The sequence below is a fragment of the Anianabacter salinae genome, assembly GCF_019061145.1.
GTDB classification, from domain to species: domain Bacteria; phylum Pseudomonadota; class Alphaproteobacteria; order Rhodobacterales; family Rhodobacteraceae; genus Anianibacter; species Anianibacter salinarum.
In genome coordinates, this window is record NZ_JAHQZS010000005.1 from 173,575 (window position 1) to 200,543 (window position 26,969).

General features: G+C 64.2%; 24 protein-coding genes. 13 read left to right on the forward strand and 11 right to left on the reverse strand.

What is annotated here, in order from left to right:
* Nucleotides 1-167 precede the first annotated feature (167 nt).
* The 3 genes from mutT to KTJ87_RS14315 are packed head-to-tail and all read right to left on the reverse strand — an operon-like array spanning nt 168 to nt 2,797.
* Entirely contained in the window at nt 168-566 is a 399-nt protein-coding gene (gene mutT, locus KTJ87_RS14305; protein ID WP_267139819.1) for an 8-oxo-dGTP diphosphatase MutT, read from the reverse strand.
* Nucleotides 563-1,909 (reverse strand): bifunctional glutamate N-acetyltransferase/amino-acid acetyltransferase ArgJ, encoded by a 1,347-nt coding sequence (gene argJ / locus KTJ87_RS14310; protein WP_407650499.1) that lies wholly within the window; start codon nt 1,907-1,909, stop codon nt 563-565. Before argJ ends, mutT begins: the two co-directional genes overlap by 4 nt.
* 21 nt (nt 1,910-1,930) lie before the next feature.
* Nucleotides 1,931-2,797, reverse strand: coding sequence for a peptidylprolyl isomerase (locus KTJ87_RS14315; RefSeq protein ID WP_267139820.1), 867 nt, complete (start codon nt 2,795-2,797; stop codon nt 1,931-1,933).
* A gap of 179 nt (nt 2,798-2,976) precedes the next feature.
* Between KTJ87_RS14315 and secA the strand changes: the two genes are divergently transcribed.
* The 3 genes from secA to KTJ87_RS14330 all read left to right on the forward strand — a co-directional run bounded on the left by secA (nt 2,977) and on the right by KTJ87_RS14330 (nt 8,465).
* Nucleotides 2,977-5,700, forward strand: coding sequence for a preprotein translocase subunit SecA (gene secA / locus KTJ87_RS14320; protein WP_267139821.1), 2,724 nt, complete (start codon nt 2,977-2,979; stop codon nt 5,698-5,700).
* 100 nt (nt 5,701-5,800) lie between these two features.
* Nucleotides 5,801-6,877 carry a hypothetical protein gene (locus tag KTJ87_RS14325; protein ID WP_267139822.1) on the forward strand — a complete coding sequence of 359 codons (1,077 nt, stop codon included), beginning with the start codon at nt 5,801-5,803 and terminating at the stop codon, nt 6,875-6,877.
* A gap of 94 nt (nt 6,878-6,971) precedes the next feature.
* Nucleotides 6,972-8,465 carry a phosphate ABC transporter substrate-binding/OmpA family protein gene (locus KTJ87_RS14330; protein ID WP_323371814.1) on the forward strand — a complete coding sequence of 498 codons (1,494 nt, stop codon included), beginning with the start codon at nt 6,972-6,974 and terminating at the stop codon, nt 8,463-8,465.
* Here KTJ87_RS14330 and radC read toward each other — a convergent pair.
* The 3 genes from radC to dnaK all read right to left on the reverse strand — a co-directional run bounded on the left by radC (nt 8,456) and on the right by dnaK (nt 12,401).
* Complete coding sequence (gene radC / locus KTJ87_RS14335) at nt 8,456-9,217, reverse strand: RadC family protein (RefSeq protein ID WP_267139824.1); 762 nt, start codon at nt 9,215-9,217, stop codon at nt 8,456-8,458. The two genes, KTJ87_RS14330 and radC, sit on opposite strands and share 10 nt — an antisense overlap.
* 45 nt (nt 9,218-9,262) lie before the next feature.
* Nucleotides 9,263-10,411 carry a molecular chaperone DnaJ gene (dnaJ, locus tag KTJ87_RS14340; protein WP_267139825.1) on the reverse strand — a complete coding sequence of 383 codons (1,149 nt, stop codon included), beginning with the start codon at nt 10,409-10,411 and terminating at the stop codon, nt 9,263-9,265.
* 76 nt (nt 10,412-10,487) lie between these two features.
* Entirely contained in the window at nt 10,488-12,401 is a 1,914-nt protein-coding gene (gene dnaK, locus KTJ87_RS14345) for a molecular chaperone DnaK (RefSeq protein ID WP_267139826.1), read from the reverse strand.
* A gap of 186 nt (nt 12,402-12,587) precedes the next feature.
* Between dnaK and KTJ87_RS14350 the strand changes: the two genes are divergently transcribed.
* Nucleotides 12,588-13,199, forward strand: coding sequence for an alpha-ketoglutarate-dependent dioxygenase AlkB family protein (locus KTJ87_RS14350; RefSeq protein ID WP_267139827.1), 612 nt, complete (start codon nt 12,588-12,590; stop codon nt 13,197-13,199).
* Here KTJ87_RS14350 and KTJ87_RS14355 read toward each other — a convergent pair.
* Nucleotides 13,196-14,020 carry an ABC transporter permease gene (locus tag KTJ87_RS14355; RefSeq protein ID WP_267139828.1) on the reverse strand — a complete coding sequence of 275 codons (825 nt, stop codon included), beginning with the start codon at nt 14,018-14,020 and terminating at the stop codon, nt 13,196-13,198. The genes KTJ87_RS14350 and KTJ87_RS14355 overlap by 4 nt on opposite strands.
* A 157-nt stretch (nt 14,021-14,177) precedes the next feature.
* On the opposite strand from KTJ87_RS14355, the gene cysQ reads away from it, so the two are divergent.
* The 9 genes from cysQ (at nt 14,178) to KTJ87_RS14400 (ending at nt 24,416) form a co-directional block, all read left to right on the forward strand.
* The gene (gene cysQ / locus KTJ87_RS14360; protein ID WP_407650501.1) at nt 14,178-14,954 is read left to right on the forward strand and encodes a 3'(2'),5'-bisphosphate nucleotidase CysQ; all 777 of its coding nucleotides are present in this window, start codon (nt 14,178-14,180) and stop codon (nt 14,952-14,954) included.
* The gene (locus tag KTJ87_RS14365; RefSeq protein WP_267139830.1) at nt 14,954-15,754 is read left to right on the forward strand and encodes a 3-deoxy-manno-octulosonate cytidylyltransferase; all 801 of its coding nucleotides are present in this window, start codon (nt 14,954-14,956) and stop codon (nt 15,752-15,754) included. Before cysQ ends, KTJ87_RS14365 begins: the two co-directional genes overlap by 1 nt.
* Nucleotides 15,751-16,980 (forward strand): glycosyltransferase family 2 protein, encoded by a 1,230-nt coding sequence (locus tag KTJ87_RS14370; RefSeq protein ID WP_267139831.1) that lies wholly within the window; start codon nt 15,751-15,753, stop codon nt 16,978-16,980. Before KTJ87_RS14365 ends, KTJ87_RS14370 begins: the two co-directional genes overlap by 4 nt.
* A 133-nt stretch (nt 16,981-17,113) precedes the next feature.
* Entirely contained in the window at nt 17,114-18,010 is an 897-nt protein-coding gene (gene galU, locus KTJ87_RS14375) for a UTP--glucose-1-phosphate uridylyltransferase GalU (RefSeq protein WP_267139832.1), read from the forward strand.
* Nucleotides 18,011-18,019: 9 nt separating this feature from the next.
* On the forward strand, nt 18,020-19,006 hold the full coding sequence (gene galE / locus KTJ87_RS14380) for a UDP-glucose 4-epimerase GalE (RefSeq protein ID WP_267139833.1): 987 nt from the start codon (nt 18,020-18,022) through the stop codon (nt 19,004-19,006).
* On the forward strand, nt 18,996-20,219 hold the full coding sequence (locus KTJ87_RS14385) for a glycosyltransferase family 4 protein (RefSeq protein WP_267139834.1): 1,224 nt from the start codon (nt 18,996-18,998) through the stop codon (nt 20,217-20,219). Before galE ends, KTJ87_RS14385 begins: the two co-directional genes overlap by 11 nt.
* A gap of 56 nt (nt 20,220-20,275) precedes the next feature.
* The gene (locus KTJ87_RS14390) at nt 20,276-21,286 is read left to right on the forward strand and encodes a glycosyltransferase family 2 protein (protein ID WP_267139835.1); all 1,011 of its coding nucleotides are present in this window, start codon (nt 20,276-20,278) and stop codon (nt 21,284-21,286) included.
* On the forward strand, nt 21,283-22,995 hold the full coding sequence (locus KTJ87_RS14395; protein ID WP_267139836.1) for a DUF5927 domain-containing protein: 1,713 nt from the start codon (nt 21,283-21,285) through the stop codon (nt 22,993-22,995). Before KTJ87_RS14390 ends, KTJ87_RS14395 begins: the two co-directional genes overlap by 4 nt.
* Nucleotides 22,992-24,416, forward strand: a complete 1,425-nt coding sequence (locus KTJ87_RS14400) for a nodulation protein NodH (RefSeq protein ID WP_267139837.1) — start codon at nt 22,992-22,994, stop codon at nt 24,414-24,416. The genes KTJ87_RS14395 and KTJ87_RS14400 overlap by 4 nt, the downstream gene beginning before the upstream one ends.
* Before the next feature lie 8 nt (nt 24,417-24,424).
* Here KTJ87_RS14400 and KTJ87_RS14405 read toward each other — a convergent pair whose 3' ends face one another.
* The 4 genes from KTJ87_RS14405 to KTJ87_RS14420 form a co-directional block, all read right to left on the reverse strand.
* The gene (locus KTJ87_RS14405; protein ID WP_267139838.1) at nt 24,425-24,889 is read right to left on the reverse strand and encodes a PTS sugar transporter subunit IIA; all 465 of its coding nucleotides are present in this window, start codon (nt 24,887-24,889) and stop codon (nt 24,425-24,427) included.
* A 39-nt stretch (nt 24,890-24,928) separates the two neighbouring features.
* Nucleotides 24,929-25,504, reverse strand: coding sequence for a ribosome hibernation-promoting factor, HPF/YfiA family (gene hpf / locus KTJ87_RS14410; protein WP_267139839.1), 576 nt, complete (start codon nt 25,502-25,504; stop codon nt 24,929-24,931).
* 214 nt (nt 25,505-25,718) lie between these two features.
* Nucleotides 25,719-26,474: an LPS export ABC transporter ATP-binding protein gene (gene lptB, locus KTJ87_RS14415; RefSeq protein WP_267139840.1), complete on the reverse strand. Its 756-nt coding sequence runs from the start codon at nt 26,472-26,474 to the stop codon at nt 25,719-25,721.
* On the reverse strand, nt 26,474-26,959 hold the full coding sequence (locus tag KTJ87_RS14420; RefSeq protein ID WP_267139841.1) for an LptA/OstA family protein: 486 nt from the start codon (nt 26,957-26,959) through the stop codon (nt 26,474-26,476). The genes lptB and KTJ87_RS14420 overlap by 1 nt, the downstream gene beginning before the upstream one ends.
* Nucleotides 26,960-26,969 lie beyond the last annotated feature (10 nt).

The following is a 26,969-nucleotide window of genomic DNA, read 5'->3' on the forward strand; positions in this document are numbered from 1 at the left end:
CGCACGAACTGGCCCTGAACTGAGATACAACTACCGATTACAACAGTCCGAACCATAGCAGCGACTCCCGCGTAAGTTGATGAGATTCGAGTCATACACAAATAGTCCGCATTTTCATCAGACTTTTGTCTGGCTCGCCGCAATTTCGCCCGAAAGTATGATGTGCCCTAAAGCCAATCGCGCAGAATCGGGATCAACGGCACATCCGCAGGCGGCATGGGGTAGTCGCGCAGACGCTGCGGCGCCACCCAGGCGAGGGTCTGGCCTTCGCGTGGCTCGGGGATGCCTTGCCACTTTCGGCAGGCGAACAGCGGCATCAGCAGATGAAACGTCTCGTAGGCGTGCGAGGCGAACGTCAGCGGGGCAAGGCAGGATGACCATGTGTCGATCCCCAGTTCTTCCCTCAATTCACGGATCAGCGCGTGTTCCGGCGTCTCTCCGGCTTCGACCTTGCCGCCCGGAAACTCCCACAGACCCGCCATCGACTTGCCTTCGGGGCGCTGCGCCAGAAGAACGCGGCCGTCCGCGTCGATCAGCGCGACGGCCGCGACAAGAACGATCTTCACGACCGGTAATCGGCGTTTATGTCGATGTAGCGGTGCGTCAGATCGCAGGTCCAGACCGTGGATTTGCCGTTGCCGACGCCAAGATCGACCGAGATCACCAGTTCTTGTTGTTTCATGTAGGCCGCGCCGTCCGCCTCGGCGTAGTCGGGCGACCGCCAGCCCTTTTCGGCAACCAGGATGTCGCCAAAGCGGATCGACAGCGTGTCGCGGTCAGCCTTGGCTCCGGATTTTCCGACGGCGGCGACGATGCGGCCCCAGTTGGGGTCTTCGCCCGCGATGGCGGTCTTGACCAGCGGAGAGTTTGCGATGGACAGACCGACGGTCTTTGCGTCCGCCGCGCTTGCCGCGCCGGTCACGCGGATTTCCACGAACTTGGTCGCGCCTTCGCCGTCGCGCACAACCTGATGCGCAAGGTTCATCATCACCTCGCCCAGCGCGCCTTTGAACGCCTTGAACGACGCGCTGCGCCCGTCGCCGATCTGCGCCCCGGCGCCGGTCGCCGCAACCAGCAGCGTGTCGGAGGTCGAGATGTCGCTGTCCACGGTGATGCAGTTGAACGTCGTGTCGGTCAGCTGGGTCACCGCACGCTGAAGGGCGGCGCGCTGAATCTTCGCGTCGGTGAAGATGTAGACCAGCATCGTGCCCATGTTGGGCGCGATCATGCCCGACCCCTTGGCGATGCCCGCGATGCTGACGGTCTCGCCGTCCACGTCGATCGTCGCAGAGGCGCCCTTGGGGAAGGTGTCGGTGGTCATGATGGCACGGGCCGTGTCGGCGATGCCGCCGTCGGTCAGCCCGGCCTTGAGGTCCTCGATTTTCGCGGTGATGCGGTCATGCGGCAGCGGCTCGCCTATCACGCCGGTCGAGGATGAGAAGACGCGCGCCTCGGGCAAGCCGAGCGTGTCCGCAACAGCACCGGTGACGGCGCGCACAGCATCGACGCCGCCAGCGCCGGTAAAGGCGTTGGCGTTGCCGGAGTTGACGATGATCGCCGCCCCGTCACCGCCCTTGCCGCCGATCTTGGCCTCGCAGTCGAGAACCGGCGCGGCGCGTGTGGCCGAGCGGGTGAAGGTGCCCGCCATCACCGTGCCGGGCGCAAGTTCCATCAGTGTGACATCGGTGCGGTTCTTGTAGCGCACGCCAGCCGATCCGCTGGCAAAGCGCGCGCCCCGGATCACCGGAAGATCCGGGAACTTTTCCGGGGCGAGCGGCGAGATGTTGGTGTTCTTGGCAGGCGCTGCCGCCATGTCCGCGAGCGGCGAGGCCACCACCGATCCAAGCTTTTTCTTCGTCTTCTTCAGCTTCTTCTGAAGCGTCTTGATCGTCTCGGATTTCTTGGCCATCGCCCGGGGCTCCGTAAAGGGTTACTGCGACAGCAACTCTAGATTGGAAAGCACCGACGGGTCGAGATCGCCGATTTCGGCACGCTCCACCTCTGCTGCGGCAGTGATCTCTTCCACCTTGGCGGCCACGGCCTGTTCGCGCAATTGCGCCTCGATCTCGGGACGCAGCTCGTCCAGCGACGGCGCTTCGGCGGTCCGGGTCTCGTTCAGCTTGATGACGTGCCAGCCGAACTGGGTCTGAACGGGGCCTGCGACATCGCCGGGCTCCATACCCTGAACGGCCTCGTCAAAGGGCTGCACCATCATGCCGGGGCCGAACCAGCCAAGCGCGCCGCCGTTGGGGCCGGAGGGTCCGGTCGAATGCTCTTTCGCCAGCTCGGCAAAGTCGGCGTCGCCCTGGGCCTGCTCGACCAGCGTCTGCGCTTCTTCCTCGGTCTCGACGAGGATGTGCGCGGCATTGTATTCGGTGCTGCCTTCGAACTCGGCAATAGCTGCTTCATAGGCCTGCTGCACCGCCTCGTCGGTCACAGCGCCCTCGGCGGCGTCATTCACGACATCTTGTGCCAGAAGCGCCCGGCGCTCGTTCTCGACGCGCAACTCGACGGCGCGCGGCGCCTCGGTCACGGTATCAGCCATCGCGGTCTGGCGGATCAGCTGCTCCAGAACCCCGTCGAACAGGACGTCATCGGGAAGCTCCTGATACTGCTGCGGCAGTTGCGATTTCAGGGCGATCATGTGCCCCAGCGTGATGTCTGTGCCGTTCACGGTCGCCAGAACCATCGCAGGATCGGCGGTGGCCGCTTCGGTGGCGGTGTCCTGGGCAAAGGTCGGCGTGGCAAGGCCAAGCGCAAGCGCGGTTCCCAGCTTCAGGGCGGTGCGGATGGGCATCGTGATTTCCTTACGGTTGGGCCGCGTCGGTGCGCGACGTTGACACTGTTTCAGGCGCCCCTTACATCGCAAAGCGACGCAACGGGCCCGCATTCCGGACCCTACCTATGGGTCTGCCGGTAGGGCCGCAAGCCATCTGCCGACACGAACCTGTCAGATCGCATTCGCGCGGAGAAAACATGCTGGGTATCGGAACGATCGCCAAAAAGGTTTTTGGCACCCCGAACGACCGCAAGATCAAGTCGACCCGGCCGCTCGTCGAGAAGATCAACGCGCTGGAGCCCGAGTTCGAGGCGCTGAGCGATCAGGGTCTGAAGGACAAGACCGAGGAATTCGTCGGCCGCATCGCGAACGGCGAGAGCCTTGACGCGATCCTGCCCGAAGCCTTTGCCAACTGCCGCGAGGCCGCGCGCCGCGCGCTGGGCCTGCGCGCGTTTGACGTGCAGCTTGTCGGCGGCATCTGCCTGCACGAAGGCAACATCGCCGAGATGAAGACGGGCGAGGGCAAGACGCTGGTTGCGACCTTCCCCGCCTATCTGAACGCGCTGACCAAGCGCGGCGTCCACATCGTCACGGTGAACGATTATCTGGCGAAACGCGACGCGGAATGGATGAGCAAGGTCTACGGCGCGCTGGGCCTGACCACCGGCGTCGTCTATCCGCAGCAGCCCGAGGCCGAGAAGAAACAGGCCTACGCTTGCGATGTCACCTACGCGACGAACAACGAGCTTGGGTTCGACTACCTGCGCGACAACATGAAGTCCCGGCTCGAGGACATGAGCCAGCGCGGGCATCACTATGCCATCGTCGACGAGGTGGACTCGATCCTGATCGACGAGGCGCGCACGCCGCTCATCATTTCCGGCCCGTCACAAGACCAGTCCGATCTGTATGTCAGCATCGACAAGCTGATCCCCGAGCTGACCGAAGAACACTACACCCTCGACGAAAAGACCCGGAACGTCACCTACACCGACGAGGGCAACGAGTTCCTCGAACAGCGCCTGCACGAGATGGGCATCCTTCCCGAGGGCCAGTCGCTTTACGAACCGGAATCGACCACCATCGTCCACCACGTCAACCAGGGCCTGCGCGCCCACAAGATGTTCCAGAAGGACAAGGACTATATCGTCCGCGACAGCGAGGTCGTGCTGATCGACGAGTTCACTGGCCGGATGATGGCCGGACGGCGCCTGTCCGACGGTCTGCATCAGGCGATCGAAGCCAAGGAAGACTGCAAGATCCAGCCCGAGAACGTCACGCTCGCCTCTGTCACCTTCCAGAACTATTTCCGCCTCTATTCCAAGCTGGCGGGGATGACCGGCACGGCATCGACCGAGGCCGAGGAGTTCATGGAAATTTACGGCCTTGGCGTGGTCGAGGTTCCGACGAACCGCCCCATTGCACGGCAGGATGACAACGATCTTGTGTTCCGCACCGCAGCCGAGAAGTTCGCCTCGATTGTGGAACAGATCCGCAAGGCGAACGAAAAGGGCCAGCCGGTTCTTGTCGGCACCACGTCCATCGACAAATCCGAGATGCTGTCGGCGCTTCTGACCAAGGAAGGCGTGCCGCACAACGTGTTGAACGCGCGCCAGCACGAGAAAGAGGCGCAGATCGTCGCTGACGCGGGCAAGCCCGGCATGGTCACGATCGCAACGAACATGGCCGGGCGCGGCACCGACATCCAGCTTGGCGGCAACGTCGAGATGAAGGTGTTCGAGGCGCTGGCCGCCGATCCGAACGCGAACCCCGAAGAGCTGCGCAAGCGGATCGAGGCAGAGCACGAGGACGACAAGAAGAAGGTGCTGGAGGCGGGCGGCCTGTTCGTTCTGGCTACCGAACGCCACGAGAGTCGCCGCATCGACAACCAGCTGCGCGGTCGTTCAGGCCGTCAGGGCGATCCGGGGCGGTCGTCGTTCTACCTGTCGCTCGAAGACGACCTGATGCGGATCTTCGGGTCTGAACGGCTGGACAAGATGCTGACGACGCTGGGCCTCAAGGAAGGCGAAGCGATCGAACACCCTTGGGTGAACAAGTCGCTCGAGCGCGCGCAGGCCAAGGTCGAGGGGCGCAACTTCGACATCCGCAAACAGCTGTTGAAGTTCGACGACGTGATGAACGACCAGCGCAAGGTGATCTTTGGCCAGCGGCTTGAGATCATGGAAGCAGCCGACACCACCGAGATCGTCGAGGACATGCGTCATCAGGTGATCGACGATTTCGTCGATGCCTACTGCCCGCCGAAATCCTACGCTGACCAGTGGGATGCCGAGGGCCTGCGCGGCGCGCTCATCGAAAAGCTGTCGATGGAAGCGGACGTGAACGCCTGGGCCGAAGAAGAGGGCGTCGATCAGGACGAGATCAAGGAACGGCTTTGCGCGCATTCCGACGAGATGATGGCCGCCAAGGCCGAACAGTTCGGCGCCGACACGTTCCGCAACATCGAAAAGCAGATCATCCTTCAGACCATCGACCAGAAGTGGCAGGACCACCTTAAGATGCTGGAGCATCTGCGCTCGGTCGTGGGCTTCCGCGGCTATGCGCAGCGTGATCCGCTGAACGAGTACAAGACCGAGGCGTTCCAGCTGTTCGAGTCGATGCTCGACGGGCTGCGGGTGGATGTCTCGACCAAGCTGTCGCAGATCCGTCCGATGACGGAAGAAGAACGCGCTGCGATGCTCAAGCAGATTTCCGACCAGCAGGAGCAGATGCGCCGCGCCGCTGAACCGGCCCAGCCTGAACCCGTTGGCGCGGGTGCCGCTGCCCCCGCCGATCCGTCCTCTGCCGTCGCCGGTTTCGACGAGACCAACCCGACGACCTGGGGAAATCCGGGCCGCAACGACAGCTGCCCTTGCGGATCTGGCAAGAAGTTCAAGCACTGTCACGGTCAGCTCGCCTGAGCCAACTCGGCAAACAGGTTTTTGCCTGTTTGCCACAAGATCGGCCCAATTCGGTGCCACTGTTTCCGGAAAGAGATCGCAAGCGATCCCGGAGACAGGCATGGACACGACAAAAATGATTACCGCCGGGGGCACGATCCTGGCCTCTGTCGCAACGGTCGGGCTGATGGTCTGGCAAGAGGCGCAGGCGTCCCGCTACGACGCCATTGGCGAGGCATCCGAAACCGCCGCGCCCCCGCCCGCGCAAGCGACATTGTTGCCGTCGGTGTCGTCGATCCTGGTGCAAGAGGCCCCTGCACCAGAACCCGCACCGACCGTGACCCTGGCCTCGCTGGAACCCGCGTCGGTCGTTCCGCAGAGACCAGAGACAGCCCTGGCGCCGGTTCTCGACCCCGCGCCCGAAGACATGGCAACGCTGGACACCAGCATCGCAGCACCCGATGCGCCGCCGGTGGTGACGACGGAAACCCCCGCGCCCAACATGACCGAGGCCGAGATGTGCGCGCCCGTGCTGACCGCAGATGCGCGCCCCGCCGGGATCGCCGCCCTGACCCTCAGCGCGCCTTGCCATGAAAGCCAGCCGATCACCGTCGAGCATGCTGGCCTGACCTATTCAGACCGGACGAGCGACCTTGGCACCTATTCCGTGCGCCTGCCGGTCCTGTCCTCGCCCGCCGAAATCCGCATCACCTTCCCGGACGGTGAGCAGACCGACGTTACTCTGGACGTGCCGGACCTTGGCAGCATCGACCGGGTCGCCCTGCAATGGAGCGGCGAAACCGGCCTGTCGCTGCATGCGTTCGAACTTGGTGCGGGATATGATGATGCGGGCCACGTCTGGATTGAGAATGCGCGGGACGCGGACCATGCCGTTGGCGGACGCGGCGGGTTCTTCACCGCCCTTGGCGACGGCACGGGCCTGACCCCGAAGACGGTCAACATCTACACCTATCCCGCCGACATGGCCGTTCAGGACGGTGTCATCCGCCTGTCCGTCGAGGCGGAAGTCACCTTGCAGTCCTGTGGCCGCGATGTTTCGGGCGAAAGCTTTCAACGCGACGAGAACGGTGTGTTCCAGCCGATGACCATTACCTTGTCGATGCCGGGATGTGATGCGGTCGGGGAATATCTCGTCTTGAAAAACCTCCTGCGAGACATGAAGGTCGCCTCCAACTGACGAGGGGACTTCGGGGGGTATGATAGGTTTGCGTGCGGCGGCCCTCGCTGCGGTTTGTCTATTTTTCTCGACCCTCGCCGTCCTTGCGAACGACGTGACCCTTACTTCGCGCGATGGCGGCGTGACGATCGAGGGCACGCTTTTAGGATATGACGGCGAATTCTACCGTGTCGAAACCGTCTATGGCGCGCTGACCGTGGATGGCAGCGGGGTGAACTGCGAAGGCCCCGGCTGCCCCGACCTGACCGCCTATGTCGCGGAATTCAACATCTCGGGCGCGCGCACCATGGGCGCCGTGCTCCTGCCGGCGCTTGTCGAATCCTTCGCTGCGCGCAGCGGCTATCGGGTCGAGCGCAAGATCACCGACGATTCGCACTTTCGCTATGAACTGTATGACCAGCGCAGTGGCGCGCTGTCCGCCGACATCCGGTTCCGCGTGACCAGCACCGCCGAGGGCTTTGCCGATCTGGTGGCGCAAGAAGCGGACATCGTCCTGTCTGTGCGCGAGCCGCTTGCCAGTGAGGTCGACCGCGCGCGCGCCGCAGGTGTCGCCGACCTGACCGACGCTCGCCGACGCCGGATTGTCGGGCTGGATGCGCTGGTTCCGCTTGTCTCGCCCTCAAGCCCGCTCGAGAGGATCACGCTTGAACAGCTGGCAAGCGCCTTCGCGGGCGAAATCGACAACTGGGCGGCGCTGGGCGGTCCCGATGCGCCGATCCGCTTGCACCTGCGCGATGCGGCGTCCGGCCTGGCGCAGGGCTTTGTCAGCCGGGTCATGGTCCCCGCCGACCTGACCCTGGCCGCCAGCATTCAGCGCCATGCCTCGAACGAGGATCTGGCCGATGCCGTCGCGCGTGACCCGCTGGCGCTGGGCGTGGCCAACTATTCCGAGATCGGGAACGGCAAGGTTCTGGCGGTGTCGGGGGGCTGCGGCATCCTGAATGTCGCCAGTGCCGCGACCCTGCGATCAGAGGACTACCCGCTGACGACGCCGCTGTTCCTGTATACGCCTGCCAAGCGCCTGCCGCTTCTGGCCCGCGAGTTCATCGGCTATATCCGCAGCCCCGCCGCGCAGCCGGTTATCGCGCGCGCGGGGTTCGTGAACCTGTTTCTTGAACGGATACCTCTGGATGCGCAGGGCGAGCGGCTGGCCAACGCCATCGCGCGCGTCGATGGTGACGGGATCAGGCTGAGCGATGTTCAGCGGCTTGTCCGGACGATGCGGGGAAGCGCGCGGTTGTCCGTCACGTTCCGGTTCCAGGGCGGGTCAAGCACGCTGGATGCGCAGTCCGAATCCAACGTGGAACTGCTTGCGCAGATGCTGGAAAGCGGGCGCTACAACGGCACGCGGATCACCTTTGTCGGGTTCTCGGACAGCGACGGCGCCGCGCGGGCAAACCTTGGCCTGTCGCGCAAGCGGGCCGAGGTGGTGCGCGACGCGGTTCTGGCCGCCGCGCCGACGGCGGACCGTGCCCGGCTGGACCTGCGCGTCGATGCCTTCGGCGAGGTGATGCCGATGGCCTGCGACACCGTCGAGTGGGGCCGCCAGGTCAACCGGCGGGTCGAGGTCTGGATCGATCAAAGATAGCCTTCCGAGCGAAAGCTGACCTCGCGCCCCTTGCCGATGACCAGGTGATCGTGAAGCGTCAGGCCAAGCGCAGCTGCCGCCGCCTCGATCTGCCGGGTCATGGTGATGTCGGCCTCTGACGGCGTGGGATCGCCCGACGGGTGGTTGTGCACCAGGATCAACGCCGAGGCGTTCAGTTCCAGCGCCCGCTTGAGGATCTCGCGCGGGTAGACCGGCACATGATCGACCGTGCCCTGCGCCTGCGCCTCGTCGGCCACCAGCACGTTCTTGCGGTCAAGGTAGAAGACCCGGAACTGTTCCGTCTCTCGGTGGGCCATCGCCGTCTGGCAATAGTCGAGAAGCATCTGCCAGCTGGACAGGACCGGTCGCCGCATCACGCGCCCCCGCGCCATGCGGTGCGCCGCCGCCTCGATCAGGCGCAGGTCGTGCAGGATCGCGGGGCCGACGCCTTCGGTCTCTGCCAGCCGCGCGGACGCGGCAGACAGGACGCCATTCAGATCGCCGAAGCGGTCGATCAGGCGACGCGCCAGCGGCTTGACGTCGCCGCGCCGGACGCTGCGGAACAGGATCAGTTCCAGAAGCTCGTAGTCCGGCATCGCGTCGGCGCCGCCGTTCGAGAACCGGTCGCGCAAGCGGTCGCGGTGGCCTTCGATATAGGACGGCACTCGCGCGCCTTGCGGCAGCACCGCGCCGGGAGGGGCGGCATCGAACAAGGGAACCTGTCCATCGGAAAAGGAAGAGCGCCGGGCCATGATGGCACGACGCTCTCACAGATCGGGTAAAGACAGGGTTAAGACCTAGCCGGTCATCCCGTCCCAGAAGCTTTTCACCTTCGAGAAGAAGGACGAGGATTCGGGGTTGTTGTCCTTGGACAGTTTCTCGAATTCCTCGAGCAGCTCTTTTTGCCGCGCGGTCAGGTTCACCGGGGTCTCGACGGCCATCTCGATGAACATGTCGCCATGCTGGCCGCCACGCAGGTGCGGCATGCCCTTGCCGCGCAGGCGCATCTGGCGGCCCGACTGGCTGCCCGGCGGGATCTTCACGCGGCTGCGGCCGCCGTCGATGGTCGGCACCTCGATGTCGCCGCCAAGCGCGGCCTTGGCCATGCTGACCGGAACGCGGCAATGCAGCTCCGCGCCGTCGCGTTCGAACAGGGCGTGGGGTTCCACCTCGATGAAAATGTAAAGATCGCCCGACGGCCCGCCGCGCAGTCCCGCCTCACCTTCACCGCCCAGACGGATGCGGGTGCCGGTTTCGACGCCCGGGGGCACGTTGACCGAAAGCGAGCGGTTCTTTTCGGTGCGCCCGGCGCCGCCGCAGGCGGAACAGGGATTCTTGATGATCTGGCCGATCCCCGAACAGGTGGGGCAGGTGCGTTCGACGGTGAAAAAGCCCTGCTGCGCGCGGACCTTGCCCATGCCCGAGCAGGTCGGGCAGGTCTGCGGTTCCGATCCGCCTTCTGCGCCGGTGCCGGAACAGACCGAGCAAGCGACCGAGGTCGGCACGTTGATCGTTTTCTGGATACCCTCAAAGGCGTCTTCCAGCGACACGCGCATGTTGTAGCGCAGGTCAGACCCGCGCGTCGCGCGTTGCCGCCCGCCGCCCTGGCGCCCGCCCATGAAGTCGCCGAACAGGTCGTCGAATACGTCCGAGAAGGCGCTGGCGAAGTCCGGGCCACCGGCCCCGCCGCCGCCATAGCCGCCGGGCCGTCCGCCGCCGCCTTCGAATGCGGCATGTCCAAAGCGGTCGTAGGCGGCCTTTTTCTCGGGGTCCTTCAGGACGTCATAGGCCTCGTTCGCTTCCTTGAACTGGTTTTCTGCGTTGGGATTGTCCGAATTGCGGTCCGGGTGAAGCTCTTTCGCCTTGGTGCGATAGGCTTTCTTTATCTCGTCCGCAGACGCGCCCCGGGCCACGCCCAGCACATCGTAATAGTCGCGCTTTGCCATGAGTGTTCATACCCTCCGGAAACGCGTGAACCGGCCAGCCAGGGACCGGCCGGTTCATGGCGTCAGAGATTCGCGCTTAGCCGGCGCGCTTGTTGTCGTCGAGATCTTCGAAGTCGGCGTCCACGATGTCGTCGTCGACACCGCGCGGGCCGTCATCACCGTCGGACCCTTCGCCCGATTTCGCCTGCTCGGCCTTGTAGATGGCCTCGCCCAGCTTCATCGACGCTTCGGTCACGTTGTGGATGCCCGACTTGATCTTGCCCGCATCGTTGGACTCGATCTGCTCCTCGAGGTTGGCGATCGCCAGCTCGATGGCTTCGACGGTGGTCGGGTCGACCTTGTCGCCATGCTCGTCCAGCGCCTTGCGGGTCGAGTGGATCAGGCTTTCGGCCTGGTTCTTTGCCTCGACCGACTCGCGGCGCTTCTTGTCCGATTCGGCGTTTGATTCGGCATCCCTGACCATCTTTTCGATCTCGTCGTCGGACAGGCCGCCCGACGCCTGGATCGTGATCTTGTGCTCCTTGTTGGTGCCCTTGTCCTTGGCACCGACGTGCACGATGCCGTTGGCGTCGATGTCGAAGGTGACCTCGATCTGCGGCATTCCGCGCGGCGCGGGCGGGATGTCTTCAAGGTTGAACTGGCCAAGCATCTTGTTGTCGGACGCCATTTCGCGTTCGCCCTGGAAGACGCGGATCGTCACGGCCGACTGGTTGTCGTCGGCGGTCGAGAAGATCTGCGATTTCTTCGTCGGGATCGTGGTGTTGCGGTCGATCAGGCGGGTGAACACGCCGCCCAGCGTCTCGATGCCAAGGCTCAGGGGCGTGACGTCCAGAAGAACGACGTCCTTGACGTCACCCTGCAGAACGCCCGCCTGGATGGCGGCGCCCATCGCGACGACCTCATCGGGGTTCACGCCCTTGTGGGGCTCTTTCCCGAAGAAGCTGGTCACTTCCTCGACGACCTTGGGCATCCGCGTCATGCCGCCGACCAGAACGACCTCGTCGATGTCGCTGGTGGACAGGCCCGCATCCTTGAGCGCGGCCTTGCAGGGCTTGATCGAGTTCTTGATCAGATCGCCGACAAGGCTTTCCAGCTTGGCGCGGGTCAGCTTCATGACCATGTGCAGCGGCTGACCGTTTCCGCCCATCGAGATGAACGGCTGGTTGATCTCGGTCTGGCTCGAAGACGACAGCTCGATCTTGGCCTTCTCGGCCGCTTCCTTGAGGCGCTGAAGCGCCATCTTGTCGCCCGTCAGGTCGACGCCGTGTTCCTTTTTGAACTCGTCGGCGAGGTAGTTGACGATCCGCATGTCGAAATCTTCGCCGCCAAGGAACGTGTCGCCGTTGGTCGACTTCACCTCGAACAGGCCATCGTCGATCTCGAGGATGGTGATGTCGAAGGTGCCGCCGCCAAGGTCATAGACGGCGATCGTCTTCGATTCCTTCTTGTCGAGGCCATAGGCCAGCGCGGCCGCGGTCGGTTCGTTGATGATCCGCAGCACTTCGAGACCGGCGATCTTGCCGGCGTCCTTGGTGGCCTGACGCTGGGCGTCGTTGAAATAGGCGGGCACGGTGATGACGGCTTGCGTCACCTCTTCGCCAAGATAGCTCTCGGCGGTTTCCTTCATCTTTTGCAGGATGAAGGCGGAAATCTGTGAAGGCGAATACTTGTCGCCCCGGACCTCGACCCATGCGTCGCCGTTGTTGCCGTCGACGATGTTGAAGGGGACGTTCTTCTGGTCCTTGGTCACTTCGGCGTCGGTGACGCGGCGACCGATCAGGCGCTTGACGGCGAACACCGTGCGTTCCGGGTTGGTCACGGCCTGACGCTTGGCGGGCTGACCCACGAGGCGCTCATCGTCCGTGAACGCGACGATCGAAGGCGTTGTGCGCGCGCCTTCCGAGTTCTCGATGACACGCGGCTGTGCGCCGTCCATGATGGCGACGCAGGAGTTGGTGGTCCCAAGGTCGATACCGATGACTTTGGCCATGCTCAAAATCCTCTCTTCTTTCGGCGATGTTTTGCGGAATGGGCCCGGTCCGGCACCCGCCCCGCGATCCCAATTTGAAATGGCCGGGTTTGCACCCGACGCGGCTTCTCGGCGTATATAAGGAGGGGGTCACACCCCTGCAAGCTGCCCCATGGGGCCAAAGTCGCGAATTCGAGAGGATGCGTCATGTCAGGCACCGCACCCGTCACCGTGCGCGGGGTCGAAATCCACAAGGGGCTACTGACCCCCGAGGACCAGACGCGGCTGGTCGAGGAAATCCGCGCTGTCGTGCGTGCCGCGCCGCTGTTCTCGCCCGAGACGCGCTGGGGCAAGACGATGTCGGTGCGCATGACCTCGGCAGGGCGCTATGGCTGGTATTCCGACAGGCGCGGATACCGCTACGAGCCGCAACACCCAAGCGGCGTGGACTGGCCGCCGATCCCGGGCGGGGCGCTGGCGGTGTGGCAGGCCGTGGCCGGGGCAGAACGCCTGCCCGATTGCTGTCTCGTGAACTTTTACGAAGAAGGCGCGCGTATGGGTCTGCACCAGGACCGGGACGAAGCCGATTTCGCCTGGCCGGTCGTCTCGATCTCGCTGGGCGATGACGCGCGGTTCCGAATCGGCGGGACCGAACGCGGCGGCAGCACGTCTTCGGTCTGGTTGCAGTCCGGCGATGTCGCCGTGATGGGCGGCGAGGCGCGCCTTGCCTATCACGGGATCGACAAGCTGCGCACCGGAAGCTCGACCCTGCTGCCAAAGGGCGGGCGCATCAATCTGACGCTGCGGGTCGTGGATTAGCCGCGCGCGCCCATCGAGGCTGAGGCGTTCTTGCGCGCATAGAACTCGCCCATCATCCCCAGAGCGAACAGGATGCAGGTCAGGGTGATGGGATAGGTCAGGTTGGTGTTGTGCGGCGTGTAGTTGATGAAGATGAAGCCGCGCCCCTGATCGATGGCATGGAACAGCGGGTTCCAGGTAAAGAAATGCAGCATGTAGGCGGGCAGGGAATTCGCCACGAACATCTTGCCCGAGAAGATCATGTTCATGCGGCGATAGATCTGCGACACGATCGCCACGACGCTTGGCATGAAGGGCTTGAGCGCAAGGAACACCAGCCCGATCGCGCAGCCCGACGCCCAGCCCAGCATCACCATGCCGAAGGCGTATACAGGCTGTTCGATCACGATCGGTTCCAGCAGCACATGCGCTGCGAACAGGATCACGATGATGCTGAGAGTCTGGGTGTAGAGAGAGCTGATCGCAGCCGCGCAAATGGCGATGGCCGGGTTCATCGGACCGTGCAGCATCATCGCCGACGTCGGCCCCTCGGCGCCCATGACGGCCTGCACGGCCGCGTTATGCACCATGAAGACAAAGATGCCCGACATCAGGAACAGGATGAAATTGCCGCGGATCGCCATGCCTCGGCCGCCCAGGACCGTGAACATCACATAGAACACGCCGACAAGAACGCAGGTCATCAGCACGCTCATCACAAGGCCGATGACGGCGTTGCCGTGGCTCTTGCGCAGGCTGCGGACGGTGGCGTGATAGATAAGCTCCAACGTCCGGAAGGATGATTCCAGCGTCGAGCGTTCTTTCACTCTGGGTTCGAACATGGTCGTGCCTGCCTGCAGCGTCTGAAGCGCCCCACACCCTTATCCCAGAGTGCCTTGCCCAAGTCTTACAACATATCCATAAGGAAATCAGCCCGTCTTGAACATTTCCGTGACGAACACGAGCAGCCGGAGGAACGACGTGGACCATGCCCGACTGATGACGGTGATCCGCCGCCTTGCGCTGGAAGCAGGCGACGCGATCATGGACGTCTATGAAAGCGCCGACATGGGGGTCGAGGCCAAGGCCGACGACAGCCCCGTGACGCGCGCCGACCTTGCCGCCGACCGCGTGATCTCGGACGGGCTGCGGGCCGCGTTTCCCGACATCGCGCTGGTGACAGAGGAACAGGCAGCCACCCACGCCGAGACGGCGGACAGGTTCCTGATCGTCGATCCGCTGGACGGGACCAAGGAGTTCGTTCAGCGCCGGGGCGATTTCACGGTGAATATCGCGCTGGTCGAGAACGGGGTGCCTGTGCGCGGTGTCGTCTTTGCCCCGGCGAAGGGGCGCCTGTTCTACACCGATGCGGATGGCCGGTCGGTCGAGGAGACCGGCGCGCTGCATAAGGATGTCGCGGGCGATCTTGCCCCCCTGTCCGTCTCGTCCCCCGATGGTGCGCTGCGCGTCGTTGCGTCCAAGTCGCACCGGGATCAGGCGACGGATGACTACATCGCGCGCTATGACGTGGCCGATCTGGTCAGCGCGGGATCGTCGCTCAAGTTCTGCCTTGTCGCGGCGGGAGAGGCGGATCTTTACCCCCGGCTAGGCCGCACGATGGAATGGGATACCGCAGCGGGCGATGCCGTTCTGCGCGGTGCTGGCGGACGTATGGTGCGGTTCGAGGATCATGCGGCGTTCACCTACGGCAAGCCCGGCTATGAGAACCCGTTCTTCATCGCCGCCGCACCCGGGGTCGAACTGAAGCCGGCCTGATGGGCGTCCTGATCGTCATACCGGCGCGCCACGCCTCGACCCGGTTCCCGGGCAAGCCGCTTGTGCCGCTGCGGGGGGCCTCCGGCTTGGCCTGCAGCCTGATCCGGCGCACCTGGAATGCGGCGACGTCGGCGGGCGGCGTGGACCGGGTCGTGGTCGCTACCGACGACGATTCTATCCGCGCCGAGGCCGAGGGGTTCGGCGCCGAGGTGCTGATGACCTCGCCCGATTGCCAGAACGGCACCGAACGCTGCGCCGAGGCGCTGGACCAGCTTGGCGGCGGCTATCAGATCGTCGTGAACCTGCAAGGCGACGCGCCGCTGACCCCGCCCTGGTTCGTCGAAGAACTCGTGGCGGCGCTCAAGGCGCACCAGACCGCCGAGGTGGCGACGCCCGTGCTGCGCTGTTCCGGTCGGGCGCTGGACGGGTTCCTGGAAGACCGCCGCGCCGGACGCGTGGGGGCGACGACGGTGGTGTTCAACGCCGAGAACCGCGCGCTCTATTTCTCGAAAGAGGTCATCCCCTACACGCATCAGGGATATGATCCCGAGGCTTCGACGCCGGTGTTCCACCATGTCGGCGTCTATGCTTACCGCCCCGCAGCGCTTGCCGCCTATCCCCGATGGCCGGTCGGCCCGCTGGAACGGCTGGAGGCCCTGGAGCAGTTGCGGTTCCTCGAACAGGGGCGCCCGGTGCTGTGCGTCAAGGTCGACGGACGTGGCCGCCCGTTCTGGGAGCTGAACAACCCCCAAGACGTCCCCCGCATCGAGGCGATGCTGGCGGAACTGGGCATCGAATGACCCGCATCGTCAGCGTGGTCGTGGTGAGCCGCGATCGCCCGCGCCTACTGCTGCGCACGCTGCTGGGGCTTTCCCAACTCGATCATACCGCCTTCGAGGTGGTCTTGGTGGCCGATGCGGCCGGACGTGCCGCGATCGATGCCTCGCCGTTCGCGGGCCGGGTCAAGCTGGCCGCGTTCGACCAGGCGAACATTTCGGCTGCACGGAATTTGGGCATCGCACAGGCCGCAGGCGAGGTGATCGCCTTCATCGACGATGATTCCGTGCCGGAACCGACCTGGCTGTCGCGCCTTACCGCGCCTTTCGACGCTGCGGAGGTATCCGCCGCGACGGGCTATGTGCGCGGGCGCAATGGCATCAGCTTTCAAAGCCGCTGTGCGCGTGTCGATGCGCTGGGCTGGGATCATCCCGTGCCGATGCCCGGCGACGCGGTGCAGGTGCTGGACACCCGCCCCGGCGACGCGGTCAAGACGGTCGGCACCAACTGCGCGTTCCGTTCGGATGTGCTTAGGCGGCACGGCGGCTTCGACCCCGCGATCCGCTTCTTCCTGGACGAGACCGAGCTTGATCTTCGGCTTGCCTGGACCGGCGCGCGCATCGCCGTCGTTCCGGGCGCCGAGGTGCATCACGGCTTTGCAGCGTCGGGGCGGCGCACGGCTGCACGGCGGCCCACCACCTTGCACGAAGAGGCGGCCAGCGTTGCCATCCTGCTGCGCAAGCACGCGCCCGAGGCCGACATGGCGGCCCAGTTCCGCCTTCGCAGGCAGGCGCAGGAACGGCGCTTGGCCCGCCATCTGGTGCAGGGCACCGCCGAGCCGCGCCATTACTCCGATGTGCTGACCAGCTTCGATGCCGGGTGGGCCGACGGGATGGCGCGGCCCCTGCACTCGCTCGCGCCTCTGCCAGAACCACAGGCCGGTTTCCTGAGGTTCAAGACGGCGCCCGGCGAAACCCGTGTTCTTGCTGGCCGACCGGGCAACGTAGCCCGCCTGCGCCAGGAGGCAGAGCGTCATGTCGCCGAAGGTGGCCGCGCGTCACTGTTCCTGTTCGGCCGCACCGGGCTGTATCACCGCGTGAGGTTCACCCATGCCGGAGTGTGGGAGCAATCCGGCGGACAGTTCGGCCGGTCCGACCGCAATATGCCTATCTTTCAGGCAGTTACCTATGATCGCCGTCTCACGGCCGAAATTGCGCGTCTGTCAGCGCGCAATCTGCCGGAATACTAGGCATTGTTCATGGAACGTGCAGATTATCGCCGCTACACTCGACACCATAGAGTGGCCACGAAACCACCTTAGCGCTGACGGTGTTAGGACGGTATCGAGGACTGCGGCGTAAATTTTTAAGGCGAGGCAATAGATGAAACGCAAGGTGACAAAAGCCGTTTTCCCGGTCGCAGGACTTGGAACCCGCTTTCTTCCTGCGACCAAGGCCATCCCGAAAGAGATCATGACGCTCGTGGATCGCCCATTGATCCAATACGCCATCGACGAGGCGCGGGCGGCCGGGATCAAGGAATTCATCTTCGTCACCTCGCGCGGGAAATCCGCGCTGGAAGACTACTTCGACCACGCGCCGGAACTGGAAAGCTCGCTGCGCAAAAAGGGCAAGACCGAGCTTCTGGAAACGCTCAAGACGACGAACATGGATTCGGGCGCGATTGCCTATATCCGCCAGCACAAGGCGCTGGGCCTTGGTCACGCGGTGTGGTGCGCCCGCCGCCTGATCGCGCCGAACGAACCCTTCGCCGTGATGCTGCCCGATGACGTGATCGCGGGCGAAAAGCCGTGCCTTCAGCAGATGACCGAGGCCTATGAGGAAACCGGCGGCTGCATGGTGGCCGCGATGGAGGTGCCGAAGGACAAGGTTAAATCCTACGGCGTTCTCGACGTGTCCGAGGACATGGGCCACATGGTCAAGGTGCGCGGCATGGTCGAGAAACCTGCGCCCGAAGATGCACCATCGAACCTTGCCGTGATCGGGCGCTACATCCTGACGCCGGACGTGCTGTCGAACCTCAACAAGAAGAAATCCGGCGCGGGCGGAGAGATCCAGCTGACCGACGCCATCGCGCAGGAAATCCGGGAAGAGCGAGGCGTCTACGGCTTTCGCTTTCAGGGCCAGCGGTTCGATTGCGGGTCCAAGGCCGGGTTCCTGCAGGCCACGGTCGCCTTCGGCATGTCGCGCGACGACCTGAAGGACGAATTCACGCAATACCTGCACGAAGCTGTCGCCATGTCGAAAGCCGCGCAGTAGAACAGCGGCATGAACGCTCATGTCCTTGTCACCGGCGGCGCCGGATATATCGGCTCGCACGCCTGCAAGGCGCTGCGCGCCGCCGGGTATGTGCCCGTCACCTATGACAACCTGTGCACCGGCTGGCGCGACGCGGTAAAGTTCGGCCCGCTGGTCGAGGGCGAATTGACCGACCGCGCCACGCTGGATGCTGCCTTTGCCGACTATGCGCCCGTCGCCGTGATGCACTTTGCCGCGCTCAGCCAGGTCGGCGAAAGCATGTCGGACCCGGGGCTTTACTGGTCGAACAATGTCTGCGGGTCGCTGTCGCTGATCGAGGCGACGGTGAAGGCCGGGGTGCGCAACTTCGTCTTCTCGTCCACCTGCGCGACCTACGGTGAACAGGACAACGTGCTGCTCGACGAATTCTGCCCGCAGGAACCGATCAACGCCTATGGCGCGTCCAAGCGCGCGATCGAGGACATGCTGGCGAACTTTGGCCAAAGCTACGGGCTGAACGCGGTGATCTTTCGTTACTTCAACGTCGCGGGCGCCGACCCAGAGGGCGAGGTGGGCGAATTCCACCAGCCCGAGACGCACCTGATCCCGCTGATGCTGGACGCCATCGAGGGCAAGCGCGCCGCGCTGACGGTCTATGGCACCGACTACGACACGCCCGACGGCACGTGCATCCGCGACTATGTGCATGTCATGGACCTTGTGGACGCGCATGTCCTTGGCCTGAAATGGTTGCAGGACGGCAAGGGCAGCCGGGTGTTCAACCTTGGCACCGGGCGCGGCTATTCGGTGAAAGAGGTGCTTGCCCATTCCGCCAGCGTGACGAACCGCGAGGTTCCGCATCAGATTGGCCCGCGCCGGGCCGGTGACTGCACCAGGCTGGTGTCGGGGTCCGAACGCGCTGCGCAGGAACTGGGCTGGCAGCCGCATCGGTCCACCTTGCAGACGATGATCGCCGACGCCTGGCGCTGGCATCAGTCCGGCCATTATGACCGATGATGCCGCGCCGCGCTGTCTGGACATCACCCGCCTGATCTCGCGCAGCGGGCGCACCCTGACGGGCGTCGACCGCGTGGAACTGGCCTATCTGCGCGAGCTTTTGCGCCGAGGCGATCCGGTCTGGTTCCTTGCACGCACATCGGCGGGATTTTCGATCCTGGGACGGGACGGCGGGCAGGCGATGCTGGACCGGATCGAAGGCCGCGTGCCCTACGGACGCGCTGACCTGATCGCGCTGCTCTCGCGCAAGCTGACGCCAGAGCGGCGGAGGGCCGAGGCGGACCTGCGCCGTCTTGCCATCGCCGGGGGGCTGCGGGCCGGGCTGGCCTCGCGCTTGCGGCAGGTGATGCCGCGCGGCACGCGGTATCTGAATGTCGGCCACAGCAACCTGACGGATCGCACGCTGACTGCGTGGCGCGCGGTGCCAGAGGCGCGGATCGACGTGCTGATCCACGACACGATCCCGCTGGATCATCCGCAGTTCCAGCGTCCCGAAAGCGTGGCGCGGTTTCGCGGGGTGCTGGGCCGGGTCTGCCGCCATGCCGACCGGATCATCGCCAACTCTGGCGCGACCGCCAGCGATGTGACCCGGTGGAGTGCGGATTTCGGGCGCTGTCCGCCCATCGTCACCGCGCCGCTTGGGGTCGATCCGGTCGAAGCGAGCGTGTTGCCACCCGATATTCCTACCGACCGGCCCTACTTCGTCATCCTCGGCACCATCGAGCCGCGCAAGAACCACGCGCTGTTGCTGGATGTCTGGGATGAACTGCGCGCTGACATGGACCGGCCGCCAAGACTGGTCGTCGCGGGGTCACGCGGGTGGCGGAACGAGGAGGTATTCGCACGCCTCGACGCCGAACGCGGACGCGACGACCTGATCCTCGAGCGCCCCGGACTGAGTGACCGGCAGGTGACGGCCCTGCTTCAAGGCAGCGCCGGATTGCTGTTCCCGTCGCATGCCGAGGGCTTCGGTCTTCCCGCAGTCGAGGCCGCGCGCCTTGGCGTACGGGTGCTGGCAACGAAATTGCCGGTGTTCCGGGAAATCTTGAGCGATTATTGCGTTTACGCTGACCCTGACGATGTGTATTTTTGGAAACAAAGAATAATGAGTTGGGCAACGAACATGCAGGTTGATCGCGCCGCTGGGGAAGCGGCAGCGATCTTGGACAGACTGACCTGGCAGACACATTTCGAGCTTGCCCTGTCCCCCTGAATGTTCGTCTTGTTTGTGCGCGTGGCTGCTGTCTTGCGCGTCGAAAAGGGGAGTACGTGAGTTTCATTCGCTCATACAGGCTACGCCTGAAGCGAAAACGTCTGGGCGTGCGCGCTTTTCGCAAGCGGCGCGAACTGAAGCCCGTGGCACTGCGGACCGAGCAGGTGCGGCCGGGCGACATCCTGTGCTTCGCCACCGTCCGGAATGAACGCATCCGGCTCGACTATTTCCTCGACTATTACCGCAAGCTCGGGGTCCGGCATTTCTTTTTCGTCGACAATGGCTCTGACGATGGCACGCGCGAGTTTCTCGCCGACCAGCCGGATGCCTCGGTCTGGGTCAGCCACAAGAGCTACAAGCGCGCCCGTTTCGGGGCTGATTGGCTGAACTGGCTGCAGCGCAAGTATGCTCACGGGCACTGGTGCCTGACCGTCGATGTGGACGAATTCTTCGTCTATCCGTTCTGCGACACCCGGCCCTTGCGTGCCCTGACCGACTGGCTTGACGCGTCCTCGATCCGCACCTTCAGCGCGATGCTGCTGGACATGTATCCCAAGGGGCCGATCAACGCCTTCGAATACCTGCCCGGTCAGGACCCGCTGGAAATCGCCAACTGGTTCGACAGCGGCAACTACACCATCACCAAGAACAAGAGGTTCGGGAACCTGTGGATTCAGGGCGGCCCGCGTGCCCGCGCGTTCTTTCAGGACAAGCCGGAACGCGCCCCTGCACTGAACAAGATTCCGCTGGTGAAATGGCACAACAGCTATGTCTATTTCAGCTCCACCCATTCGCTGCTGCCCCGGGGCCTGAACCTTGTCTATGACGAGTGGGGCGGCGAGAAAGCGTCGGGTTGCCTGCTGCACGCCAAGTTCCTGCACACATTTCCGCAAAAATCGCAGGAAGAGCTCGGCCGGCGCCAGCACTACGCCAACAGCTATGAATATCGCGCCTACAACAAGGGCGAGGCCGGCAAGCTGAACCTCTGGTGTCGCTGGTCCGAGAAATACATCAACTGGCGCCAGCTTGAGATTCTGGGGATCATGAGCCGGGGGAACTGGGCGTGACCGTCGGGTTCTGCATGCTGGTCCACGAGGCGCTGAACCGCGCGGAACAGGTGGCCCGGCATTGGGCAAGCCACGGCTGCCCGGTCGTGATCCACGCCGACCGGCGCGTGCCCAAGGCCGAGTTCAAGGCGTTCACGGAAAGCCTTTCGGACCTGGACAACGTGCTGTTCTGCGCGCGCCGCAGCTGTGAATGGGGCACCTGGTCGCTTGTCGCCGCATCGCAGGCCGCGGGCGAGATGATGCTGGCCAAATTCCCCGAGGTCAGCCACGTCTATCTTGCATCAGGGTCCTGCCTGCCGCTTCGTCCGGTCGAAGAGATGAAAGCCTATCTCGGCGACCGCCCCGATACCGATTTCATCGAATCCGTCACCACCGAGGATGTGCCCTGGACTGTCGGCGGGCTCGACAGCGAACGCTTCACGCTGCGGTTTCCGTTCTCGTGGAAGAAACAGCGCTTCCTGTTCGACCGCTATGTCCGGCTGCAGCGCCTTGTCGGCTATCGCCGCAGCGTTCCCGAGGGGCTGGTGCCCCATCTTGGAAGCCAGTGGTGGTGCCTGACGCGGGCCACGCTGTCGGCGATCCTGCAAGACCCCGGCCGCGCCCGCCACGATGCCTATTTCTCAAAGGTGTGGATTCCGGACGAAAGCTATTATCAGACCCTCGCGCGGCTGTATTCGCGTCGGATCGAGTCGCGGTCCCTGACGCTGTCCAAGTTCGATTTTCAGGGCAAGCCGCACATCTTCTACGACGATCACCTGCAGCTTCTGCGGCGGTCCGACTGTTTTGTCGCGCGCAAGATCTGGCATCATGCGGATCGTCTTTACGATGCCTTCCTTGCCCCCGGCGACGCGAACTCGTCGGGCGCAGAGCCGAACCCCGGCAAGATCGACCGCATTTTCGCCAAGGCGGTCGAACGGCGCACACGCGGGCGCGCGGGGCTTTACATGCAAAGCCGCTATCCGAACGAGGGCTGGGAGAACGGGCGCACCTGCGCGCCGTATTCGGTCTTCGAGGGCTTCAGCGACCTGTTCGAGGATTTCGAGCCCTGGCTGGCCCGCGTCACCGGGGCGCGGGTGCATGGCAATCTGTTCGCGCCCGCCCGCGCGGAATTCGTCGGCCGGCAGGCGACCTATGCGGGGGCGCTGTCGGATTCGGCCAACCTGCGCGACTACAACCCGAATTCGTTTCTGTCGAACCTGATCTGGAACACCCGAGGCGAGCGGCAGTGTTTCCAGTTCGGCCCGCGCGACAATCAGGCGGTCTCGTCCTTCATGGCGCGTGACACCAATGCGCAGATTTCGGTCATCACGGGTGCTTGGGCGGTGCCGCTGTTCCGCTCACCGCGCGATTTTCAGGATATCCGCCGCGAGGCTGCGCTGCTCCAGAAGATCGAGGCGCGGCATCTGGACGTGCTGCGCTCGGCCTATACCAAGGCGCGGGTGCGGATCTGGTCGATGGCGGATTTCGTCGAGCAGCCGATGGAGCCGCTTCAGACCATCATCGACGAGATCGGGTCGCGGTCTCTGCGCCGCCTGAACGAAGCGCCGCGCATGGTCGACCTGACAGGATTTGGCCAGTTCCTGCAGAACCTCAAGAACGAGGGGATGCATCCGCACCTGATGGGCGACTTCCCGGCGAATGACGGCGACGACACCTCGCCCAGCCGCGCGCCGAAACCCTATCTCGTCCGCAAGGAGGTGATCCGGTGACGCGGCCTTTCGACAGCTTCGTGATGCTGGCCGAAATGCGGACCGGATCGAATTTTCTGGAAGAGAACATCAACGCCTATGACGGGCTGACCTGCTACGGCGAGGTGTTCAATCCGCACTTTATCGGCCACGCGAACCAGTATGAATTGCTGGGCCTCGGCATGACCGACCGCGAGGAAGACCCGACGCGGCTCTTGCGGGCGATGGCGGCGCAGACCGACGGGCTGCCGGGGTTCCGGTTCTTCCACGACCATGACCCCCGCGTTCTGGACGGGTTGCTGACCGATCCGCGCCGGGCCAAGATCATCCTGACGCGCAATCCGCTGGACAGCTATGTCTCGCTCAAGATCGCGGGCGAGACGGGGCAGTGGCGCCTGCGCGACATGAAGTTCGCGCGCAGTGCCAAGGTGGAATTCGACGCTGACGAATTCCTGGCCCATGTCGACGCGCTGCAAGCCTTTCAGTTGCGCGTCTTGCGGACGCTGCAGACCACCGGGCAGTCGGCGTTCTACATCGGCTATGACGACATCAACGACATGGATGTCCTGAACGGAATGGCCGCGTTCCTGGGGTTGGACCAGCGACGTGACCGCACGGTGAAAGCGACCAAGGTGCAAAACCCGGCGCCGCTGGAAAGCAAGGTCACGAACTACGCCGAGATCGAAAAGGCGCTGGCGCGGATGGACCGGTTCGATCTGGGCCGCACGCCGAATTTCGAGCCTCGGCGCGGGCCGGTGGTGCCGGGCTACATGGCCGCGCCATCTTCGCCGGTGCTCTATCAGCCGGTGCGCTGCGGGGTCGAGGACGTGGTGGCCGACTGGCTTGGTGCGCTTGACGGGAAAAAGCGTGATGCCGTGCTGACCGGCTTCAACCAGAAGACCCTGCGTCAGTGGAAGCGGCAGGCGGGGCGCCACCGCAGTTTTACCGTCGTGCGGCATCCGGTGCCGCGCCTCTATCATGCGTTCTGCACCTACATCCTGGCCACCGGCCCGCAAGCCTATCCCGAAATCCGAGAGCTCTTGCGCACGACCTACAAGGTGCCGATCCCCGAGAAGGCGCCGGATGCGTCGTATCCGGTCTCTGATATGCGAGAAGCGTTCCTTGGGTTCCTTGGGTTCGTGAAGGGCAACCTTGGCGGGCAGACCAGCGTGCGTGTCGATCCCGTCTGGGCGACGCAGGACATGGTGATTCAGGGGCTGGGACAGTTCCGCCTGCCCGACATGATCCTTCGGGCCGAGGCGCTGGATGCCGGGCTTGGCCAGCTCACCGATCAGCTTGGATTGGCCCCGCCGCCGCTGGGCGAAATCCCGGACGAGCATCCGCTGCCGCTGTCCGCGATCTACGACGCTTCGGTCGAGGCGGCCGCGCGGGCCGCCGCTCAGCGTGATTACATGATGTTCGGATACGAAGCCTGGGCCTGACGCAAGGGTCAGGCCGCCTGGATCGCCGGGCCTTCGGTCAGGATCGCGTGCAGGATCGAGGGATCGGCATTCGCGCGCAGCTTGGCGCAAACCCCCGGATCGCGCAGCGTCCGCGATACCAGCGCCAGCGCCTTGAGATGGTCGACGCCCGAATTCTCGGGCGCGAACAGGCCGAACACCAGATCGACGGGCTGACGGTCTACCGCCGTGAAGTCGATCGGTTTTTCCAGCCGCAGGAACACGCCGCGCACACAGGTCAGGTCGTCAATCCGCGCATGGGGCAGGGCGACGCCGTTGCCAACGCCGGTGGGCCCCAGCGCTTCGCGTTCCTGCAGGGCGCTTACGGCGATGGCGGCATCCAGCCCGTAGGCTGCATGCGCCAGATCGCCAAGCGCGTGGAACAGGCGCTTCTTGCTGGTCAAGGCGGTCGCGACCTTCACGGCGGAAGGTTGCAGAAGTGTACTAAGGTTCATGTGTCCCGCTTCACTGAAAGCCCCGCACCTCGGCGCGGGTCAGCTTGTTTCGGCAGGGTCGATCCAGCCGATGTTTCCGTCATCGCGCTTGTAGACCACGTTGACCCCGTCATGCCGTTCATTCCGGAAGACCAGCACCTTGGCGCCGTGCAGTTCCATCTGCATCACCGCTTCGCCAACCGACAGGGACGGAATCTTGGTTTCCATCTCTGCCACGATGATCGGCTGAAGGCTTTCCGGTTCGGTATCTTCCCCGTCCTGAGATGAGGCGAGGATATACGAGGACGCCCCGAACAATTCAACCGGGGTCGTACGCTCCTTGTGATGGTCCTTGAGTCGCCGTTTGTAGCGCCGAAGCTGCTTGTCCATCTTCTCGGCGCAGCTTTCGAAGGCGGCGTAGATTTCAGGTGCGCGGCCCATGGCTTGCGCGGTCATTCCAGTCGAAAGATGCACGATCGTCTCGCAGGCGTACTCATGCGCATGCTTGGAGAAAATCACGTTCGCGTCGGTCGGGCGACCGGCATATTTCTCGACGATGCCCCCCAGTTCCGTGACGACATGGGTTTGCAGCGCTTCGCCGATATCGATCTGCTTGCCGGTGACCTGATAACGCATAGTACCTCCTCTGGCTTACTGGAATGACGGGCGTGAACGCGCCTGCGCCCCGCCGGGAACGGCGGGTGCGAACGATCTGTCTCTGCGGAAGGGGAGCAGAACAAAGGGTCCGAAGCGTGGCGCGACCAGTCCTTCATTACCCCCATTTGGACGCGCTTGCGCAGGACGTGTCAACTGTATCTCTGCGCTGCCCGTTGCATCGGCGGCTGTCGCCTCAGTAGCGGAAATTCTCGCCGAGGTAGACGCGGCGCACGTTCTCGTTCGCCGTCACTTCCTCGGCGGTGCCGTTCATCAGCATCATTCCGTCATGCAGGATATAGGCCCGGTCGACGATGCCCAGCGTCTCGCGCACGTTGTGGTCGGTGATCAGAACGCCGATTTCGCGCGTTTTCAGATCCGCCACCAGCGCGCGGATGTCGCCCACCGCGATCGGGTCGACCCCGGCAAAGGGTTCGTCGAGCAGAAGGTATTTCGGATTGGATGCAAGACAGCGCGCGATCTCGACGCGGCGCCGTTCGCCGCCCGACAGCGCCATCGCCGGAGATTTCCGCAAATGCTCGACCGAGAACTCGGACAAAAGCTGCTCCAGCCGCTCTTGCCGCTTGGTCCGGTCCTTCTCGACGATCTCGAGGATCGCCATGATGTTCTGTTCGACGTTCAGGCCGCGAAAGATCGACATTTCCTGCGGCAGATACCCGATGCCCAGCTTGGCGCGGCGATACATCGGCAGGAACGTCACCTCGCGCCCGTCGATGGCGACCTGTCCGGCCTCGGGCGTAATCAGTCCGGCAATGGCATAGAAGGTCGTCGTCTTGCCTGATCCGTTCGGGCCAAGCAGCGCCACCACTTCGCCCCGGTTCAGATCCATGCTGACATCACGGATCACGACCCGCTTGCGATAGGCCTTTTGCAGGTTGCGAACGCGCAGCCCGGTTTCGGACCGTTCCGCTGCGCCGGGCGCGCCGTCCATCATTCCTCCTCGGGGACAAGCAGGGTGGTGACACGGCCCTCCATCAGGCCCTCGCCGCTGGCAAGGTCATAGGTCAGCTGGTCCGACGTCAGCACAGTCTCGCCCTGGATCACGATCACGTCCTCGGTCATGACGATCAGCGAGTCGCCGACGGTATAGACCGCGCGGCGTGACTGCGCGACGTCCTCGCCGTTGACCATTACAACATCTCCGATGGCCGTGACCATCCGGATGGATGAGCCGCCCGTGCCCTCGGCGCCATAATCGACCTCAAGCTGGCGAGAGGTGAGGGTCAGCGCGCCTTGCGTGGCGACGACATTGCCCTCGAACATGGCGGTGTTGCGCGAGCGATCCAGCCGCAATTCGTCGGACGTGACCTCGATCGGCTGACTCGAGTCGTGCTGGCCGAGATCGACAGCGGCGCCTTGTGCGGCGGCGGCGACAGGCAACAGGGCAATCAGAAGGGCAAGACAGGCGGCACGCATCGGGTCAGTC